The organism is Varibaculum timonense (assembly GCF_027694345.1).
Taxonomy (GTDB): Bacteria; Actinomycetota; Actinomycetes; order Actinomycetales; family Actinomycetaceae; genus Varibaculum; species Varibaculum timonense_A.
In genome coordinates this window covers 1-17,809 of sequence record NZ_JAQEVU010000004.1, presented here as the reverse complement: position 1 = coordinate 17,809, position 17,809 = coordinate 1, and the positions used below count along the sequence as shown (strand labels likewise).

At 50.5% G+C, this 17,809-nt stretch carries 13 protein-coding genes and 2 tRNA genes; 8 read left to right on the top strand and 7 right to left on the bottom strand.

Annotation, left to right across the window (positions count from 1 at the left end; genetic code table 11):
* Window positions 1-234: 234 nt before the first annotated feature.
* From PG728_RS04115 to purT, 4 genes are all read right to left on the bottom strand, one after another.
* Complete coding sequence (locus PG728_RS04115; protein ID WP_072510434.1) at window positions 235-1,365, bottom strand: ABC transporter ATP-binding protein; 1,131 nt, start codon at window positions 1,363-1,365, stop codon at window positions 235-237.
* A 310-nt stretch (window positions 1,366-1,675) separates the two neighbouring features.
* On the bottom strand, window positions 1,676-2,410 hold the full coding sequence (locus tag PG728_RS04110; RefSeq protein WP_072510433.1) for a phosphoglyceromutase: 735 nt from the start codon (window positions 2,408-2,410) through the stop codon (window positions 1,676-1,678).
* Between the two features lie 53 nt (window positions 2,411-2,463).
* Complete coding sequence (locus PG728_RS04105; RefSeq protein ID WP_270625992.1) at window positions 2,464-2,787, bottom strand: histone-like nucleoid-structuring protein Lsr2; 324 nt, start codon at window positions 2,785-2,787, stop codon at window positions 2,464-2,466.
* A gap of 217 nt (window positions 2,788-3,004) precedes the next feature.
* Window positions 3,005-4,219, bottom strand: coding sequence for a formate-dependent phosphoribosylglycinamide formyltransferase (gene purT / locus PG728_RS04100; protein ID WP_270625991.1), 1,215 nt, complete (start codon window positions 4,217-4,219; stop codon window positions 3,005-3,007).
* A gap of 146 nt (window positions 4,220-4,365) precedes the next feature.
* On the opposite strand from purT, the gene PG728_RS04095 reads away from it, so the two are divergent.
* Window positions 4,366-4,438 (top strand) — tRNA-Lys (locus tag PG728_RS04095).
* Window positions 4,439-4,793: 355 nt separating this feature from the next.
* Here PG728_RS04095 and PG728_RS04090 read toward each other — a convergent pair.
* From PG728_RS04090 to PG728_RS04080, 3 genes are read right to left on the bottom strand one after another with little or no spacing between them, the layout of a single operon-like run.
* A complete protein-coding gene (locus PG728_RS04090; RefSeq protein ID WP_270625990.1) occupies window positions 4,794-8,711 on the bottom strand; it encodes a murein biosynthesis integral membrane protein MurJ in 3,918 nt (1,305 codons plus the stop codon).
* Window positions 8,712-10,934 (bottom strand): DUF6049 family protein, encoded by a 2,223-nt coding sequence (locus PG728_RS04085; protein WP_270625989.1) that lies wholly within the window; start codon window positions 10,932-10,934, stop codon window positions 8,712-8,714.
* Window positions 10,882-11,385, bottom strand: coding sequence for an NUDIX hydrolase (locus PG728_RS04080; protein WP_072510429.1), 504 nt, complete (start codon window positions 11,383-11,385; stop codon window positions 10,882-10,884). Before PG728_RS04080 ends, PG728_RS04085 begins: the two co-directional genes overlap by 53 nt.
* Window positions 11,386-11,471: 86 nt before the next feature.
* On the opposite strand from PG728_RS04080, the gene PG728_RS04075 reads away from it, so the two are divergent.
* From PG728_RS04075 to PG728_RS04045, 7 genes are all read left to right on the top strand, one after another.
* Window positions 11,472-12,974: a CCA tRNA nucleotidyltransferase gene (locus PG728_RS04075; protein WP_408648200.1), complete on the top strand. Its 1,503-nt coding sequence runs from the start codon at window positions 11,472-11,474 to the stop codon at window positions 12,972-12,974.
* 140 nt (window positions 12,975-13,114) lie between these two features.
* A complete protein-coding gene (gene tmk / locus PG728_RS04070; RefSeq protein WP_270625988.1) occupies window positions 13,115-13,882 on the top strand; it encodes a dTMP kinase in 768 nt (255 codons plus the stop codon).
* Window positions 13,879-15,072, top strand: a complete 1,194-nt coding sequence (locus PG728_RS04065; RefSeq protein WP_270625987.1) for a DNA polymerase III subunit delta' — start codon at window positions 13,879-13,881, stop codon at window positions 15,070-15,072. The genes tmk and PG728_RS04065 overlap by 4 nt, the downstream gene beginning before the upstream one ends.
* Before the next feature lie 4 nt (window positions 15,073-15,076).
* Entirely contained in the window at window positions 15,077-16,639 is a 1,563-nt protein-coding gene (locus PG728_RS04060) for an alpha/beta hydrolase (protein WP_072510425.1), read from the top strand.
* A 15-nt stretch (window positions 16,640-16,654) separates the two neighbouring features.
* Window positions 16,655-17,182 (top strand): fluoride efflux transporter FluC, encoded by a 528-nt coding sequence (locus tag PG728_RS04055; protein ID WP_270625986.1) that lies wholly within the window; start codon window positions 16,655-16,657, stop codon window positions 17,180-17,182.
* The gene (locus tag PG728_RS04050; protein WP_270625985.1) at window positions 17,175-17,564 is read left to right on the top strand and encodes a fluoride efflux transporter FluC; all 390 of its coding nucleotides are present in this window, start codon (window positions 17,175-17,177) and stop codon (window positions 17,562-17,564) included. Before PG728_RS04055 ends, PG728_RS04050 begins: the two co-directional genes overlap by 8 nt.
* A gap of 124 nt (window positions 17,565-17,688) precedes the next feature.
* Window positions 17,689-17,765 (top strand) — tRNA-Pro (locus PG728_RS04045).
* The last annotated feature ends 44 nt before the right edge of the window (window positions 17,766-17,809 follow it).

Sequence of the window (17,809 nt, the reverse complement as noted above, 5' to 3'; positions counted from 1 at the left end):
AAGAACTGTCAATCGGGTTTGGGTTTATAGAGCCAAATAGGCGCAATAAACCCAAACCCGCGGTTACTCTCCACACCATTCCAGATAAAAATAAAAACCAGGGTAAAGACCCAAAAATTAAGCAATACCAAAAATTAAGGATTAGCAGCTAAAAATCTAAAACAAAAAAAGTTTTGGGGGCAGGAATTTCGCCAGCCCCCAAAACTTTGAGAGGAATCTAAATCCTATAACGCTCTATTCAGGCAACCGATTCTGAGTAGCAGCAGAGAAGTTATGCTGACCACCAGGGCGAATCCTGACCGGCATAATCGAACCTGCTGGAGGAGCGGTACGCGGAGGAACGCGAACCGTAACCTGAGCCAGGCGCGGCTTGTCATCAGTGCGCAGACTGGGATCATGACCAGCCAGCGTTCCATAAACGTAAGCATCAGAACCTAGTTCTTCCACATGGGTAACCTTAATTGGAATGCTATGAGCCATATCCTGACCGTCAGCTTGAACATCCAAAGCCTCAGGGCGGAAACCAATAATGATTTCCCCATTATCTTCAGGAGTCATCGCATCTAGCGTAGCCTGGCTGAGCGGAATGCGAGCATCACCAAGGACAGCCACTCCGTTATCAACCCGGAAAGTACCGATATTCATAGCCGGTGAACCAATGAAGGCCGCCACGAAAGCATTACCTGGGCGATCATAAAGCTCCTCAGGGGTACCAACCTGCTGCAAAACACCACCAGCGATAACCGCAATCCGGTCACCCATAGTCAGAGCCTCAGTCTGGTCGTGAGTAACGTAAAGAGTAGTAACCCCTAAAGTGCGCTGCAACTGGGCAATCTGGGTACGGGTTTGTACACGCAGCTTCGCATCCAAGTTCGACAGCGGTTCATCCATCAAGAACACCTGGGGTTTACGCACAATCGCGCGCCCCATCGCTACCCGCTGACGCTGACCACCAGAAAGAGCCTTCGGTTTACGATCCAAATATTCGGTCAAATCAAGAGTCGCGGCAGCCTGTTCCACCCGCTTATCGATTTCTGCCTGCGGAACCTTAGCGATCTTGAGGGCGAAACCCATGTTTTGACGCACCGTCATGTGCGGGTAAAGCGCATAGTTCTGGAAAACCATGGCGATATCGCGATCCTTGGGAGCCATATCGGTGACATCGTTATCGCCGATATAAATCTTGCCGGAATTAACATCCTCTAGCCCGGCTAGCATCCGCAAAGAAGTGGACTTTCCGCAACCAGAAGGACCAACCAAAACTAGAAACTCGCCATCAGCAATTTCCAGATTCAACCTGTCTACAGCTGGATGATCTGAACCGGGGTAAACCCGAGTAACGGAATCAAAAACTATTCTTGCCATATTAATATCTCTCCTCCACGGGCAGGTACGTGCCCGACGATCCGAGTGGAGTGCCTCATGTAACTGTTCAGCCGACGCCAGCGTCCACCAAACGTGTCACCAGTGACACAGGTGCAGGTAGCACCTGTCCTTAAGTTTGCCACAAATATGTGTTCACTGCTACAAACCTGCCCGAAAGTGGCGGTAATCTCTTTTAAAAACTTATAGCCCCTTAAAACCCCTATCATCAAAGGGAAACCGAAACCAGAAAAACCGAGGCAAAGAAAAATCCCCGAGGACGTCCTCGGGGATTAATCAAAAAGAAAAGCTACTATTTGCCCTGGTTAGCTACAGCCGCAATCTTTGCCTGCGCATCCGGATCCAGGTAAGTGCCACCCTTTTTCACGGGCTGGAGATTCTCATCCAACTCGTAGTAAAGCGGAACCCCAGTAGGGATATTAAGCTCAGAGATATCCTCGTCACTAATCTGATCCAGGTGCTTAACAATCGCACGCAGCGAATTGCCATGTGCGGCAACCATAACCGTCTTACCGCTCTTTAGCTCGGGGACAATCGCTTCCTCCCAATAGGGAAGTAGGCGCTCTAGTACCTGCTCTAGGCATTCAGTACGCGGAATCGGTTCCCCGCAGTAGCGTGGATCTTGATCTTGGGAAAACTCAGAACCCAGTTCGATTTCCGGAGGCGGAGTGGAGTAGGAACGACGCCACAACATGAACTGTTCATCGCCGTATTCGTCCCGGATAGCTTTCTTGTCTTTGCCCTGCAAAGCGCCATAGTGGCGTTCATTCAAACGCCAGCTTCGCTGAACCGGAATCCAGTGACGATCAGCCGCATCCAAAGAAAGATTAGCGGTCATAATCGCCCGGCGTAACAAAGAAGTGAAAACCACATCTGGCAAAATGTTCTCTTGTTTCATCAGTTCGCCACCATGAACAGCTTCCTGGCGTCCCTGATCAGAGAGGGGAACATCCACCCAACCGGTGAAAAGATTCTTTGCATTCCATTCGCTTTGCCCATGACGGAGCAGTATCAGTTTGTAAGTCATATCCTTAGTCTTTCATTTTTTGGTTCAAGGCGCACGGGGTGAAAGTCCCGAAACTATTGCAAATGGGTACGGTAATAGGCTGAGCGTATCTTGGCTGAGATACGTCCTTTCTCGGATACCTCGATATTTTGTTCCTTCGCCCAATCACGAATCTTGGCGGCATCAGAAGCTGGACGCTTATCGGTTCCCGCTATTCGGCGTCCACCTACCCGTCGTCCCGCCTGAACCCACGGATCTAAAGCTTCCCGAAGTTTATTGGCGTTTTCTGTAGATAAATCGATTTCATAATCGATACCATCCAGACCGAACTTTATGGTTTCATCACCAAGTTCACCGTTAATATCATCAATAAGAACTATTCTAGTTTTCCGTGCCATAAGGTTATTTTCCCCCATTTGATTGATTAATGATGTTTTTCTGATGTTCCTAATAGCAATAATTCTACTTAGTTACTTGTAGTTTAAACCAACATATCTGTTGGTGGAAAGTATTTCTATAAAATTTCCCTGATTGCTAACCGGAAAAAATATAGAGAAAAAATCGTCAAGAAAATAGGGTTTTACTAAGGTAAATAATCCTTTTATATTTCAGCAACTAAGCGTCCTCTACCGTAATTGAGCGTGCTGCTTCCTTTGCTCGGTTCAGTGCCTGAGGAATATCGTTCCCACGGGCTAAAGCTACTCCCATTCTGCGACCGGGACGGCAATCAGGTTTACCAAATAGGCGAATATCTACTTCCGGTAGGGAAAGAGCCTTAGCTAGACCTCGGTAAACCGGTGCCGAACTTTGAGTGGTGCCGCTAATAACCGCGGAGGCTCCGGGAGTGCGCAGACGGGTATCAACCGGTAGACCTAAAATAGCGCGGGCATGAAGCTCAAACTCTGACAGGTATCCGGTGACCATGGTGACCATTCCGGTGTCGTGAGGACGCGGCGACACCTCAGAAAATAGGACTTCATCACCACAAATAAACAGTTCCACCCCGAACAGGCCGCGCCCTCCCAAAGCAGAAGTGACTTTTTCAGCAATGTCTTGCGCTTTGCTCAATACTTCACTGCCCATAGGGGCTGGTTGCCAAGATTCTTGGTAATCCCCGTGCTCTTGCCGATGTCCAATTGGCTGACAAAAACTGGTGATTGTCTGACCGGTTTGAGCATCCAAAGAACGTACCGTTAGCAGGGTGATTTCATAGTCAAAATCAACCAGTTGCTCCACTATTACTCGACCTTGACTGTCTCCGCGCCCACCCTCTAGGGCGTAATTCCAGGCGCAATCGATTTCTTCCGGGCTTTTTATTAAGGATTGTCCTTTTCCAGAGGAGGACATTACCGGTTTTACAATGCAGGGCAGACCAATTTTCTCTACCGCTTGGCGCATTTGTTCTTTGCCGGTAGCAAAAAGGTATCGGGAAGTTGGTATCCCAAGTTTTTCGGCGGCAAGCCGCCGGATACCCTCCCTATCCATGGTGAGACGGGTGGCGTGAGCGGTGGGGATGACTGTTACCTGACTGGAAGCGGCAATTTTTTCGAGAGTCTCGGTAGCAATTGCCTCAATCTCGGGAACGATAAAGTGGGGACGGATTTTTTTAACCAATAGGGCGACCTGCTCACCGTTAGTCATATCGAGGGTATGCGAATAGTGTGCTACCTGCTGGGCGGGAGCATTTTGGTAACGGTCAGCAGCATGAACCTCTACCCCGATACGCATGAATGCGATTGCTAGCTCTTTGCCTAACTCTCCTGAGCCGAGTAACAGTACTCGTAAAGCAGATTTTGATAGGGGAGTTCCAAAAGTAGTTGGCGTGAGCATGAGAACCCTTTCTTAGAAACAAAACCCGCCGAAGTATGGAGGGATTTGAATACTACTTTACGGTGTCTTTAGTGAGGGAAGCAACCAAAATCTGAGTTGGGGGAAAGCGGGGTCTACTTGTAGAATGGAGCTTGTCTTTACGACAAGCGCCTGTAGCTCAGTTGGTAGAGCAACGGACTTTTAATCCGTGGGTCCAGGGTTCGATCCCCTGCGGGCGTACTAAATTATTTAAGCCCGGCCTTGCGCCGGGCTTAAATAATTTTGAGTCCCTGGGATCGAACCCGTGAGGGCTGGCGCGGGGAGGCAGCGAACGCGGGTTGAGCGTTCGCCCGCGCCAGTGGTTTTCGGGGACTCTGCTCCGAAAACCGTTGCTGGTGCGTAGCACCGCCGATCCCCTGCGGGCGTACAACGAGGAGTCCGAACGGTGAAAAAAGCCTTCGGGCTTTTTTCATTAGTGAGGAGGACGAAGTTGTGTGTAATCCTGAACGGGGTTACTGGTACAACGAGGAGTCCGAACGGTGACTCAAAGACCGAACCAATCTATTCGCAAACCTGGAAAACCCAATGAGCTTTGCTAGGAAACGGAAATCTCTGAAATTGTGGCTCGATTGTTGCCAGTGTTATCTACCGGCAGTTCTGGGAACCATAAAATCAGGGCATGAGCGTTAGTTGCAGGATTAAGCTTCAAAGTGACCGTATCAGCAAAAGAACCGGTAGTAAGCACTTTGCCATCCCGGGGAAGTCCCGAATCAGGCAGAGAACGTACCTCAATCTTTCCGCCCTGAGCCTTAGTTTTTAACCTAATCTCGGAAATAGTAGCTTTATCTTTAAAAGTAACAACCACCCCAAAACCATTCCGGTCGCCTAGTTTCGGGTTACGGAAGAACCGAGAACGCCACCAAGAATCCTCCTTGCCGTCAATCATCCGGTCGGCAAGCTCTGGGTGTTCAGTGTCATTACCCTCGGCATCTATAGAAGAAACCCCGGCAATCTCCGCCGGTTTTGCTGCCGTCACTGTAGAGGACTGCTTTTGAGATTGAGAGTGCGAAGGAGAAGGCTTAGCTACCGGAGGGTTATGCTGAGGCCAATAAATCAGCACTAACACCGAGATTACTAGCAGCGCCGCCATGCCAACAAGGCTAGAGGCAACTACTCGTCGAGTAGCATTTACCGGCTCTAAATCTCTTGGAGACAGCTTGGAAAGCCGCTTTTGGCGCCTTTGCTGCCGCTGCTGTTCTCGCTGCTGGGTACGGGCGACCCGCTGCATATCGCGCTGCATCTTCCTAGCGAGCTTCGCTTTCTGCTTTTCAACCTGGTGCGGATTCTTAGAACTAGCAGAAACTTTTTCTCCCGCCATTTCGTCCTTAGAAACGGATTGCTCCTCAAAAGGGGTAGACGGCAAAACCGTAGCAGCCAGCGTAGGGATTTGCCCTGCCGGTTTATCGCCACCACTTAAACGATCCAAAAAGTTCGGAGGAGTAGCCATATCCGACAATGAATCATTCTTGCTGACCGCTTGCGGAATCCAAGCCCCTGAACCAGCCTGCTCTTCCTCGGGATTAAGGTTCATTTCCTGCATTTCTGACAGCGGAATCGCCTGGGTTTCAGCCGGTTCAACAAAAGGATGATTACGCCTATCCGGGATTTTAGCTGCCGGGGGTAACACTGGTTTTATGACCAGCTCGACAGGGGCACCTTCCATTGCTAACGGTTTCTTACTGGGTTTTTCAGGGGTTTTCTCCATCGGGGAATCATCCTTTTTTAACCATTGCACGACCGGCTCTAGGTCAGCTTGCCCCAGTTGCTCCCAGATAGCCTGGCACAGACGCGCTGAAGGTATCGCCACCCCGGCGAGGGCGACCGCATCTAAATCAACATCGCTTCCGTTATGAAAATCCGAGGGCGGAGCCAGTTTTTCGCCATTTTTCGCCTGTTCAAACTGGTCACGTTTACCGCTGCACAGGAAATATAGCAGCTCTAATACTTGCTGACCATCCCGAGTTTGCGCCTCTTTTAAATGATTAGTAGCGTTCTGGTCAGCCACATCCAAGCGGATAATCACTTGCCCATCTGCACCAACCAAAATATGTGCCGGATCGATTGCTCCATGCGCCAAATCTGCTTGATGTAACTGGGAAAGCCCTTCGCTGACCTGGGAGATTAGAGAATGAATCACCTCGGGAGGCATTCCAGAGGAAACAATTTGACTTAGAGGACGGGCCGGGATTGCCCGCAATAAAACCGCATCCACCGGGTCAGAGCTAATCCAAATAAAGTCTTGCAGACAGGAGGCGTTTACCTGTTGTAGGCGCTGATAATAGCTTCTACTATTTTCCCGTTTACCCTGCAAAACTAGCAGCTCAGCGCTTTGTTCGCCCTCATCAGTAACCGTCCAAACATCCTTTTCTGGTAAGAAATCTCCGTCCAAACGTTGCCCCAGAGTAATCAAACCAAAATCTTCTTGCGAGGGAAAACGCAGATTCATACCGGATTGCAGATTAACGTATCCATCAGCGTTATAGCTCACGGCGCTAACTTTTACCTGGTCATTGCCCACTTTGTCCTCATCTTCTGTAGTTATTTCATCCTCAGGTTCCAGCGGTGATGCCTCAGCAGTATCGCTGTCTAGCGCATTTACATTACCGCCGATAACTGGGGTTTCATCCACTTGTGGTTCTACCTGCCCGGGAGAGTCTTGCCCCGATTTTATCTCGCTGAGCTCGCTTTCGTCTTCACTCAATTTATCGCTATCTTCCAAAACTGCCTCCTGCTGTGCATACGCTAGTATGCGCGGTAAAGGACGAGCACGCCCTAGTTTCTTCCAGACTGGAACCGCCAATAATCCCAGGGCGGGCGAACGCCACGCGAGCAGCAGACCTAAGTAAAGAATCGTCATTACCGTGGTCACTACCATCACCCTGGCGAAAGCCCCCATAATATGGGTAAGCGCTGAATCATGTTCACTGCCGGAAAATGGGCCCCAATAATGCAAAATCAACCAGCCCGCGCAGGCAGATCCCAACGCAGCCAGCATGATTGTCCACAGGGAACGCCAAAGCTGAGAAGTAAACTTTAACGGCAAATGTTTAGTATGCAACAACCAAATAGTTAGAGCTGCTCCCACCAGGTAAGACATTTGGGCACCCACCGCCGCACCTGCAACCCAGTATTTAACTGGTAAGAAAACAACGGTTAAACCACAAACAACCAAAGTGAAGATAGTCATCGGGATTTGCACAAAAAATGTGCTCCGGGCATCAGCGAAAGCCAAAATTAACCTTTGGGATAGGTTAAAAAATCCCAGGAACGGAATCCCAAGCGCCATCACCGCTAATACCTGGGCAAAGGCGCGCACGGAAGCAGTAGCGCTGGTAGGCATAATGAACTGCATAATCGGCACAGCTAAGACCATCATTAACGCTGCACATAGAGCGGTAATCAAACCAACCCCCTGCTGGGTGGCAAGAAACTGGTTACGCAAACGGGAAAGCTGCCCCACCGCCACCATAGCGCTCATCGAGGTAAACATGGCGGTAACCACCGAGGTTACAATCATGGATTGCGGAATCATATATACGGTGAAGGCAGTGTTATAAGCAGTGGTAGTAGCGATAGTAACGTGATTTTTTGAAGCATAACCGTTAGCTGCCGCCGCGATATTAGAAATCGCCAAAAACCCCAGTTGGGCTACGCATAACGCAGAAAACGCCCACATAGCGGTGCGAGATACTTCGCCGAGACCGTATCCACGAATCCCCCAGACCGGTCGCATTTTGAATCCCGAGCGACGCAGAGGAATCAATAAAATCAGGGCTTGCACCACGATACCTAAAGTAGATATCCCAGCAAGTAAAGCTATAGGCTCCCCAGTCCAAACGCTGGGATCTTTTGCCCAATCAGTTTCGGTACCTAATACCTGCCAAAAAATAAATATCCCGGCAATGCCCACCACATTGTTTACCACCGGTGCCCACATATATGGGCCAAAAGAACCTTTCGCGTTGAGGAACTGTCCCCACAGCGAATAAAGACCATAAAAGAAAACTTGGGGGAGTGACCAATAAGAAAACGTGATTGCCAGCTGTTTCCACCCTGGATCTAGTTTCGCGGCGAAAAGGGTGATGAAAACAGGTGCTAGGGCGACACAAATAAGAGTAAGCACCAGCAGCCCGGTAGTGAACAAAGTAAGCAGCCGGTTAATGAACTCGTCAGAATTCTTGCGTTGTAAAGCCCGCACAATTTGAGGTACCAGAACCGCGGAGAGGATAGAGGAGGCAAGCAGATTATAAATAATGTTCGGCAGGTTATTGGCAGCCTGGAATGCATCATTTGCGCCGATAGAACCAATCAGGGCAATAAGTAAAGCTGCCCGCACAAAACCGAGAATCCGTGAAAGCATCGTGCCCGCGAGCATAATCCCAGAGGCACGAGCCACATTTACCTTTTTAATCCCCCGGATTTCACTATCGGGTTTATCTGCTTGTGTGCTCACTCACTCCTCCTCTTCTTGGTTACGTTCCATGCGGGTACCTCGCCGCAAGTTAAGAACCAAACCCACTATGAAAACTGTGGCTGCACTCAAAATGAAACCTAGGAAAATATGATCCTCCCAGCCACTACGAATGCGCAGGTTAATCTGTTGTTGCTTGCCGAGTACCAGGTTACCGTCCTCAGATAGAATCTCCACGTTAGCGCTGACGTTTCCGTTACGCACCGCAGTTACCGGGATTCTAATATTCTTTGACCCCTTGGGAGCCAGGGTCACCTGCGGAGCCGAATCGGCTCGTAAACGCGCATCGGTCGGATGTAGCTGTAAACGTACCCTCACCTGCACTGGCAGCCGGTTTAATACTTTGATGGGTATTTCACTGCGATCGGAGATGAGATTAATATCCGAGGACGACTGGATTTGGACCGCCCCGGAAATCAGGTCAATCTCTCGGCTGGCATTACTGATTGCCTGGTTACGTTCGGCAACCGTCATCGCTCTAGAAGTGGAAAGTAATAGCTGCTGGTAGAGAGGGACACTAATCCGCTGCGGTGAGTCGGTTATTTTATTTAACGAGGGAAACACCTGACTACGTGCCCTATTCATGGCGGTAGTGGCGGGCTGGAAAGAACTACCGCTAACCCCGAGGGAACTGGCAGAGGACGCAGCTAGCCTAGAGGTTTGCGACCTTTTAGGGAAAGAAACCGGGGTAGGGTTCGAGCTGAGTGCCTGAGAAAGGGATACTGGGTCTACCCAGGGGTCTGAAAGAATTTTAGCTAAACGCTGCTGGGTGGTAGAGCTGGCTAAGGCGGCGTTCGCAAGCGCGATATTAACTAGGCGGGGCTGGGCGGGGCGTTCATTAGCTATTGCCGCCAAGATTGCCCGCGCCAACTGGGTGTCAGTAAAAGCATTTTGACCAGAGGATTTAGTCATTAACACCGACAGGTCACCATGGTCACCCAGATAGTTACGGGTTTGATTCTCTAAGCGTACTTGTCCTAAGAGATCCGGTTGGTAGTTGTATTTTCCGGTCAGCTCTAACTGGTTTCCGCCGGTAACAAAAACGCAACCGTTCGTAAGACGATTATCGCCTGTTTTACAAATCTTATCGGCGCGATCAACCCAAGTAGGATTCGCTAAGAAAACCGTGCTGGGCTCCAGTAATACCTGTTTCCCCAGCAGCTTCCCAAGCTGCTGATTCCACTGAGCTGACTGGATGAGCGCTCCCTCGTCAAGCTGCACAAAATCAGGAGCCCCCCATAAATCCAACGACAGGCTGGCTCCTTTGCTTTGCGCAACCTTTAGAGCTTCAAGCATGGTTTCATCGAGACTAAGGGGAGGTTTTCTCTCGGGAAGAGGATTAAAACTGCCGGTCAATAGGGGAGAATCACTTTGAAGCAGTGCCGGATCGATTACCCAAGTTATCCCCACCCTAGAGAGGGATTTAACTAAACCAGCGTTATCGCTAACGCTTTTCAAAGGCTTCGCACTGTCACTTTCCTGTTCCCCAGCAGTGGCAGCGCTGCCCGCACCCCCAGTCGCTAACCATTTCGCCATTTCCGGGGAAGAGGCAGAAAGTGGCGCAATCACCGAGAGCTTGGTTTTCGCGCTTAAGTTTTTCCCATCCCCATATAGCAGTAAAGATCTGCCCGCAGTAGCGTCCTCGCTGGTGAGTCGGTTAGCGGTGACGATAGTTTCCACCGCTAAGCTCCCAAATGCGGTTTTAGTAGGTTTAGGGAGGGAGCTAGCGGGAATCTCCACCGTAAAATCTACAGATTTCTTCGCTGGCAACTGTCCTAAAGATTTACTGGTCTTAACCCGCAAAGAACCAAAACCCTTGTCAGAGCTACCTTTAACCCAATCATGAATAGTCTTAGCGTCAGTAGCCAGGCGAGAACTGGTTCTAACTAGCACCCTCACATTATCTATGGCAGCGTCACTAGAGTTAGTGACGCTGCCTTTAACGGTAACTTTTTCCGGAAACCCTTTATCGTCCTCAGAAAAAGTCAAAATATCGGGACTGATAGCAGAGATTGCCACAGAAACTTTTGCCTGCCCCAAATCCTTAGCCATAGCACTAAGGGCGCAGCTCGCTTCCAGGGCAAAAGCAAAAATCAGAGCAGCGAAAGCCAGTGTCAAATAAAACTTTGCCCCCAGGCGTGACCCAGCCACCCTAATCCCCGATTTCCAACAATTCCAGGGCAGTAGCAACCACTCTGCGTTCATTAGGGTAAACCAGAATCTTTGAAACCTCCTCTAAAGGTATCCAAGCGGCAGCTTCAGCTTCTTGATCCGGGTCGTTAGCGACCGTAATCGTGCCCCCGGTTGCCTCTAACAGATAGTGATGCACAACTTTATGAATACGCCTACCCGCGCCAGCAAACCAATAGTCGATAGAAATTAGCGGAGCAACAATCTTGCCTTTAATCCCAGTCTCTTCAAATATTTCCCGCCGAGCAGCCTCCTGGGCAGTCTCGCCCGCCTCTAAATGGCCTTTAGGTAGGCACCACTCGATTTCTCCATTCCGGTTACGCCGAGCAATCAGCGCTACAAAAGCCTGACCTTGCTCAATTTTCAGCATCAAACCACCGGCAGAAGTCTCGTCCACAATTGGTAGCGAGGCAACGCGGCGCGAACCCATGCGTCGGCGGCGGCGATACGAATTGCGAACAGACATATCTTTAATGTTACCTTGCGCTCTTAATAACAACCCAACAACTTGCCACTTGGAACAGACGCATAATTTCTGGCAATCTGGAAACGATGAAAAGCAATCTTCACCTGGCTAACGAATCAGATAGCGCAGCCCCAGCGAAAGTAACCCTGCCGGAAAACGCAGCGCACGCCCTCGCTAATATGCTGGGAGCGCTCAGTAACCTGCCTGCCCCAATCCGCGAACTAGCGGAGCTGTTTACCGCTCGCGGGCAAGAACTATCCCTAGTAGGTGGGCCGGTGCGAGATGCCATGTGTGGCAGGATTCCGCATGATTGGGATTTAGCGACTTCGGCACGACCAGACGAGACCGAACAGATTTTGAAAAACTGGGCGGGAACCGTGTGGACCATGGGGAAAGAGTTTGGCACTATCGGTGCTCATAAACACGGATTAAATGTAGAAGTAACCACCTATCGCAGTGATGAATACCAAAGCGATAGCCGCAAACCTGCCGTCCAATTTGGGGATACCTTAGAGGGCGACCTCAGCCGCCGAGATTTCACGGTAAACGCAATGGCGCTGCGCCTGCCGGATTTAACCCTAGTTGATCCCCATCAAGGAATCACCGACCTGGTTAGTGGACAATTACGTACCCCAGTCTCACCCGAGCAGTCCTTTGACGATGACCCTTTGCGGATGATGCGGGCGGCACGTTTCGCTTCCCAGCTAGATTTAGATGTAACCATGCCGGTAATGGCAGCCATGGAAAATATGGCTAGCCGCATCGAGATTGTGTCCCCCGAGCGGATACGAGTCGAACTGGAAAAACTAATGCTGGGGGTTAATCCCCGTAAAGGGCTAGAACTCATGGTTTACACCGGCCTAGCGGCGCTGGTGCTGCCGGAAGTGGCAAATCTGCGAGCCACTGTCGATGAACACGGTCGCCACAAGGATGTTTATGAACATACCTTGACCGTAGTGGATCAGGCGATAGCCTTAGAGACCGACCCCGAGGGGGAGGTTCCGCGTCCCGATTTTATTTTGCGTTTCGCCGCCCTCATGCATGACGTGGGCAAACCGGCAACCCGCCGTTTTGAAAAAAATGGGACAGTTTCTTTTCATCACCATGAAATCGTGGGGGCGAAACTTACCCGAAAACGGATGCGCGCCCTCCATTTCGATAAACAAACCATTAAGGATGTAACCCAGTTAGTTGGTTTGCACCTGCGGTTCCACGGCTATGGGGAACAGGCTTGGAGTGATTCGGCCGTGCGTCGCTACGTAGCCGATGCCGGATCGATGCTTACCCGCCTACACCGCCTGACCCGCGCCGATTGCACGACCCGGAATCGACGCCGCGCGGCGCGCCTAGAACACGCCTATGATGACCTGGAAAAACGCATTGCCCAACTGACCGAAAAAGAAGAACTATCCCGGATTCGCCCCGAACTAGACGGCGAAGAAATCATGCAGCTTTTACAGATAAAACCAGGTCCAGAGGTGGGGAAAGCCTATAAATACCTGTTGAACTTGCGTCTAGAAAAGGGAGAGATTGGCAAAGAGGCGGCGCGCGAACGTCTGCTGGACTGGTGGAATAGCCTTTCCGATTAACAGAGTTTTTTGGGAAAAAGATTGTCTCTGCTCACCAGATTGGAGCTGATTAAAGGAGCGGAAAGTCGCAACCGATTTTCGGATTCCATCTCCCACAACTACCGCAGCGCCAATCCAGATAAGTTCGGTAAGCTAAACACATGAATGCCGCCACGCCCTATCCAGGTTTCTTTATCTCCTTTGAAGGAGGGGACTATACCGGGAAATCTACTCAGGTAAAACTGCTGATGCAGGCGTTGGCGGCGCGCGGTGCAGCAGCTATAACCACCTTTGAACCCGGAGGAACCAGCCTGGGGCAAAGGTTACGCCGGGAAGTCATGCACGGAGAGGACATCGACCCCTACACCGAGGCGCTGCTATACGCCGCCGACCGGGCTTGGCACGCACAGACGATAATCAAACCGCATCTGCTCGCGGGCGAAGTGGTAGTTTCTGACCGCTACCTGGATTCTTCACTCGCCTATCAGGGAATAGGACGAGGTTTAGGATTAGAAAAAATTGAAGAAATCTCCCTGTGGGCAACCGGTAATCTGCTTCCCGACCTGACCATTTTACTTGATGGGGATCCGCAGGTTTTAAGGGCGCGCAGTTTGGGAAATCCCGACCGAATGGAAGCGGCTCCTCTAGATTTCCATCAAGCAGTGCGGCAAGCATTCTTGCAGATAGCTGCGCGTGATAAGCAGCGAATAAAAGTGCTAGACGCTACCGGTGGGATAGCTAAAATCCATCAGCAAGTTTTGGATTTAGTCAGTGCGGCATTTGCCAAACGGACGACTGGAGGAAAAACTGCTGGTCAGGGTAGTGGGGTGCTGACTGGCGATGCGGGTGCGGTATTCTCAGGCGCTGCCGGTGATGGCCAGGACACCTCGGCGAGTGCTGATAGTAACTTAGGGTTGCGGCAGTTATGAGCGTTTGGGAGGACATTGTTGGTCAAAAGGGAGCGGTCGGGATTTTCCAGGCGGCAGCCGTTTCGGCGCGCGAGCTAAGACAAACCGATAAAGATGGAGGCGACAGCGGTTCGCTAGCCAGGAAAATGTCGCAAGCCTGGCTAATTACCGGCCCGCCCGGTGCGGGGCGTTCGGTGGCGGCGCTTGCTTTTGCGGCAGCGCTGCAATGCGAAGATTCGCAAATACCAGGGTGTGGCTGTTGCCCTGAATGTCAGCGCGTCCTCAAAAATACCCATCCAGACGTGAAAGTGGTTACCACTGAGCGACTGATTATAAAAATGGAGGAGATAGCTTCCCTGGTCACCTTGGCGCAGCAAGCTCCCGCTGGAGGAAAATGGCGGGTTATTTTGCTGGAGGACGCAGATCGAATGGTAGAGCGCACCTCTAATTTGCTGCTGAAAGCAATAGAGGAGCCACCACCGCGCACGGTGTGGTTGCTTTGTACCACTCAACCTGGCGACGTGTTACCTACCATTCGTTCGCGCTGCCGCCATGTTGCTTTAGTTACCCCACCAGTGTCGCAGGTGGCAGAGCTATTAGTGGAAAAGGAGGGGGCGGATCCGGTAACTGCTCGCCGCGCGGCGGCGCTTTCTCAATGCCATATCGGGGTCGCAAAATCACTGGTTCGTGATGAAACAGAACTTGCACGTCGCCACGATATTTTACTTTCTGCCGTCACTACCAGCAGTGTTGCTCAGGCAGTATTATTAGCACAAAAACTGGTGGAGGCGGCAAAAACCGATGCCAGTGAGCGGGCAGCTAAAAAAGATCAGGCTGAACTTGACGAATTGCATCGCTCCCTAGGGTACGGACAAGAGGGGTCACGACTGCCACCTGCCTTAAAAGCCCAAGAAACTGCGTTAAAAGCAGATCAAAAACGCCGCGCCACCCGGTATGTGCGCGACAGTCTTGACCGGGTATTACTGAATCTTCTGGGGTTTTATCGGGATGTGTATCTGCTGCAAAGCGGCGCGAAAGTACCCTTGATTAACGTGGATTTGTCGCAAACTATTGACTCCGTGGCACAAGGTTCTACCCCGCAGCGTACCTTGCGCAGACTAGATGCAATCCGCACCGCGAGGCGTCGCCTGGCGGCAAACGTGACTCCCCTGCTCACCATGGAAGCAATGATGATGTATTTAAGGCAGTAAGTTTATGGGTAAACAAAAAATGTTTGCGCTGCTCGCCAGCGTATTTGCGGTGTGTATGACGGCGGGCTGCTCTATTGGGATAGGTACGCAACCAAGAGTTACCCCCAGCTCGTCCTCGCAAACCAATCCTTTACAGGGAGACGATAGCCCGATTCCTGCGGGGCTTGAAGATTTCTATCGACAAAAAGCTGCTTGGACTGGCTGTAGCGAAACAGATTTCAAGAACTATCAATGCGCAAAAGTAAAGGTGCCGCTAGATTACGAAAAACCGCAAGGTGACACTATCGAGTTACAGCTGGCACGCCGAGCAGCCAGCGGGAAACGCTTGGGGAGTTTATTTATTAACCCTGGTGGTCCGGGAGGCTCCGGGGTTAATCTGCTGAAGAACAGCCAAGAAACCTTTTCTAGAGCGGTTTTTTCCGCCTTTGATGTGGTGGGATTTGACCCTAGGGGAGTGGGACGCTCTCACCCGCTGGAATGTACCACGGATGCGCAAAAGGATGAATCCTTGGCTGAAAGCATTAATCTGGCTACTGTTGCCGGTCGGGAACGTTCAGTTGCGCAAATGAAAGAGTTCGCTGAGCAATGCCGAGCAAAAAATGGCGATTTCGCAAAGTATTTGGATACTCGGTCGGCTGCTCGGGATTTAGACATCATGCGGGCAGTGCTAGGAGACAAAAAACTCTCCTACCTGGGATATTCTTATGGTTCTTTCTTGGGAACCACCTATGCGCAGCTATTTCCTAAAAATGTTGGGCGCCTGGTTTTGGACGGAGTGCTAGATGGTTCCTACTCTTACGGGCAGGTTTCTTTGGCTCAAGCGAAAGGTTTCGAGGACGCATTCGCTAATTTTGCTTCCTGGTGTGTATCCGAGGGTAAAGAATGTCCTTGGGCTAGCAAACAGGCCGGGCTTAAACGGTTGAAACAGTTCTTTTTAGACGCCGATGCTTCTCCGATTGAAAGTGGAGATAGGGCGCGCCCCGTGAATGGGGCTTTAGCTCTAGGGGCAGTGGTCGGGATGCTCTATTACGAGAATCTGTATCCCGCGCTCTTAGAGAATCTGAAATCAGCCTTTAATGGGGATGGCGCGCCGCTGCTTAAAGTCTCGGATTTATTTAACGAGCGGGGTGTAGATGGGAAATATAGAAATAATTCTCAGGATGCGTTTATCGCGATTAACGGGGCGGATTATCCGGTGCAGGGAGATAAAAAAGAATGGGATGCTCGCGGTGACCAGATAATAAATAGCTTCCCAATTATGGGTTCTTCTATGGCTTATGGGGAATATGCACTCCAGGCTTGGCCGTGGCCGTCTAAGGCTAGTCGTCAAAGAATTATGGTAGAGGGCGCGCAACCGATTTTGTTGGTTGGTAATACTAATGATCCGGCTACTCCTTTTGCGATGGCTCAGTCGGTTCATCAACAGTTGGATGGGTCGCGTCTGGTGAAATGGAAGTCTTATTCTCACACTGCCTATGGGATGGGTTCTGATTGTGTTCAACAGGCGGTAGATAATTATCTGGTGGGCGGAAAACTACCCGATAGTGACATTATTTGTGAGGATTAGTGGCGAGGGAAGAAAATGCCGCTGAAGCCTAAATCTGCTGATTTCAATACTTGGCGGAGTGCCTTTTTTTGTGGGATTTGTATCTTTATTGGAGGGATAGCAGGTACTTTAACACGCTGGGGGATAGACAGGGTTACGCTTACGTTTTCAAATAATTATTTCACCTGGTCATCGCTGACTTTCGGGGTGATTTCGGTTAATCTTTTGGGTGCTTTCCTGTTGGGGTATTTTAAGACCTCTGCTGATAGGGCTGGCACTCATGTAAACCGTTTGACACTTCCTATAAAACTGGGAATAACCACTGGATTTTTGGGTGCTTTCACTACTTTTTCTGCTTTGGGGATTGCGGCGGTAAGTGGTGAGCTAAGTTTTGCGAATAGCGATTTGTGGGCACTGGGTGGGAGGTTTTGTTTTACATCGATATTAGGTTTAATCCTGCTGGTAGTAGGGGTGCTGTGTGTGGACTTGGGCTCTCGGTTAGCCGGAAAAGACCTTCCTGCAGAATGCTCCAATCCGGACGGTAAGAAGCGGCGTTGTGAGTAGTTTTGGTTTCGTGATTTTGGTCGGGGTTAGCGGCGGCATAGGTGCGCTTTGTCGTTGGGGAATTGATTTGACGTGGAGGAAGCCCGAAAAACGGTATTCTTACGGCGGGATAGCCCTGGTAAACGTGGTTTCTTGTTTTCTGGGTGGATTTGTATTGTCAGGGGTTGTTACCGGACATTTTGAGGCAGGAGGTAGTCTTTTCGTCCTGATGGTTACCGGTTTCCTGGGTGGCTTTTCTACTTTTTCAACTTTTGTGTTTGATGTTTTTTCGCTTGCGCAGCGGGGAAAGTGGCTTCGTGCTTGCGGGGTGCTGGTGCTAGTTTGGGGGGCGTCTTTGCTGGCAGCGGTAGTGGGATTGGGGATTGGGGTCTGGCTGTTTTGATTCCTTTTTGAGGGCGAAACAGGTTTTTTTGGGTGTGCACTGCTGCTTATATGTGAAATCTATTGGATACCGGGCGGCTAATTTTTGGATTTACCGAGCGTATGCCTACAATATTTAAGTTGCTCGGGGTGTGGCGCAGTTTGGTAGCGCGCTTCGTTCGGGACGAAGAGGTCGCAGGTTCAAATCCTGTCACCCCGACCATGTGATGTCCCGCGACATATGTCCGCATATGTCGCGGGATTTTT

Coding starts and splice junctions, on each gene's coding strand:
- PG728_RS04115 (WP_072510434.1), bottom strand. CDS start 1,365: ATGGCAAGAATAGTTTTTGATTCCGTTACTCGGGTTTACCCCGGTTCA.
- PG728_RS04110 (WP_072510433.1), bottom strand. CDS start 2,410: ATGACTTACAAACTGATACTGCTCCGTCATGGGCAAAGCGAATGGAAT.
- PG728_RS04105 (WP_270625992.1), bottom strand. CDS start 2,787: ATGGCACGGAAAACTAGAATAGTTCTTATTGATGATATTAACGGTGAA.
- purT (WP_270625991.1), bottom strand. CDS start 4,219: ATGCTCACGCCAACTACTTTTGGAACTCCCCTATCAAAATCTGCTTTA.
- PG728_RS04085 (WP_270625989.1), bottom strand. CDS start 10,934: ATGAACGCAGAGTGGTTGCTACTGCCCTGGAATTGTTGGAAATCGGGG.
- PG728_RS04080 (WP_072510429.1), bottom strand. CDS start 11,385: ATGTCTGTTCGCAATTCGTATCGCCGCCGCCGACGCATGGGTTCGCGC.
- PG728_RS04075 (WP_408648200.1), top strand. CDS start 11,472: ATGAAAAGCAATCTTCACCTGGCTAACGAATCAGATAGCGCAGCCCCA.
- tmk (WP_270625988.1), top strand. CDS start 13,115: ATGAATGCCGCCACGCCCTATCCAGGTTTCTTTATCTCCTTTGAAGGA.
- PG728_RS04065 (WP_270625987.1), top strand. CDS start 13,879: ATGAGCGTTTGGGAGGACATTGTTGGTCAAAAGGGAGCGGTCGGGATT.
- PG728_RS04060 (WP_072510425.1), top strand. CDS start 15,077: ATGGGTAAACAAAAAATGTTTGCGCTGCTCGCCAGCGTATTTGCGGTG.
- PG728_RS04055 (WP_270625986.1), top strand. CDS start 16,655: ATGCCGCTGAAGCCTAAATCTGCTGATTTCAATACTTGGCGGAGTGCC.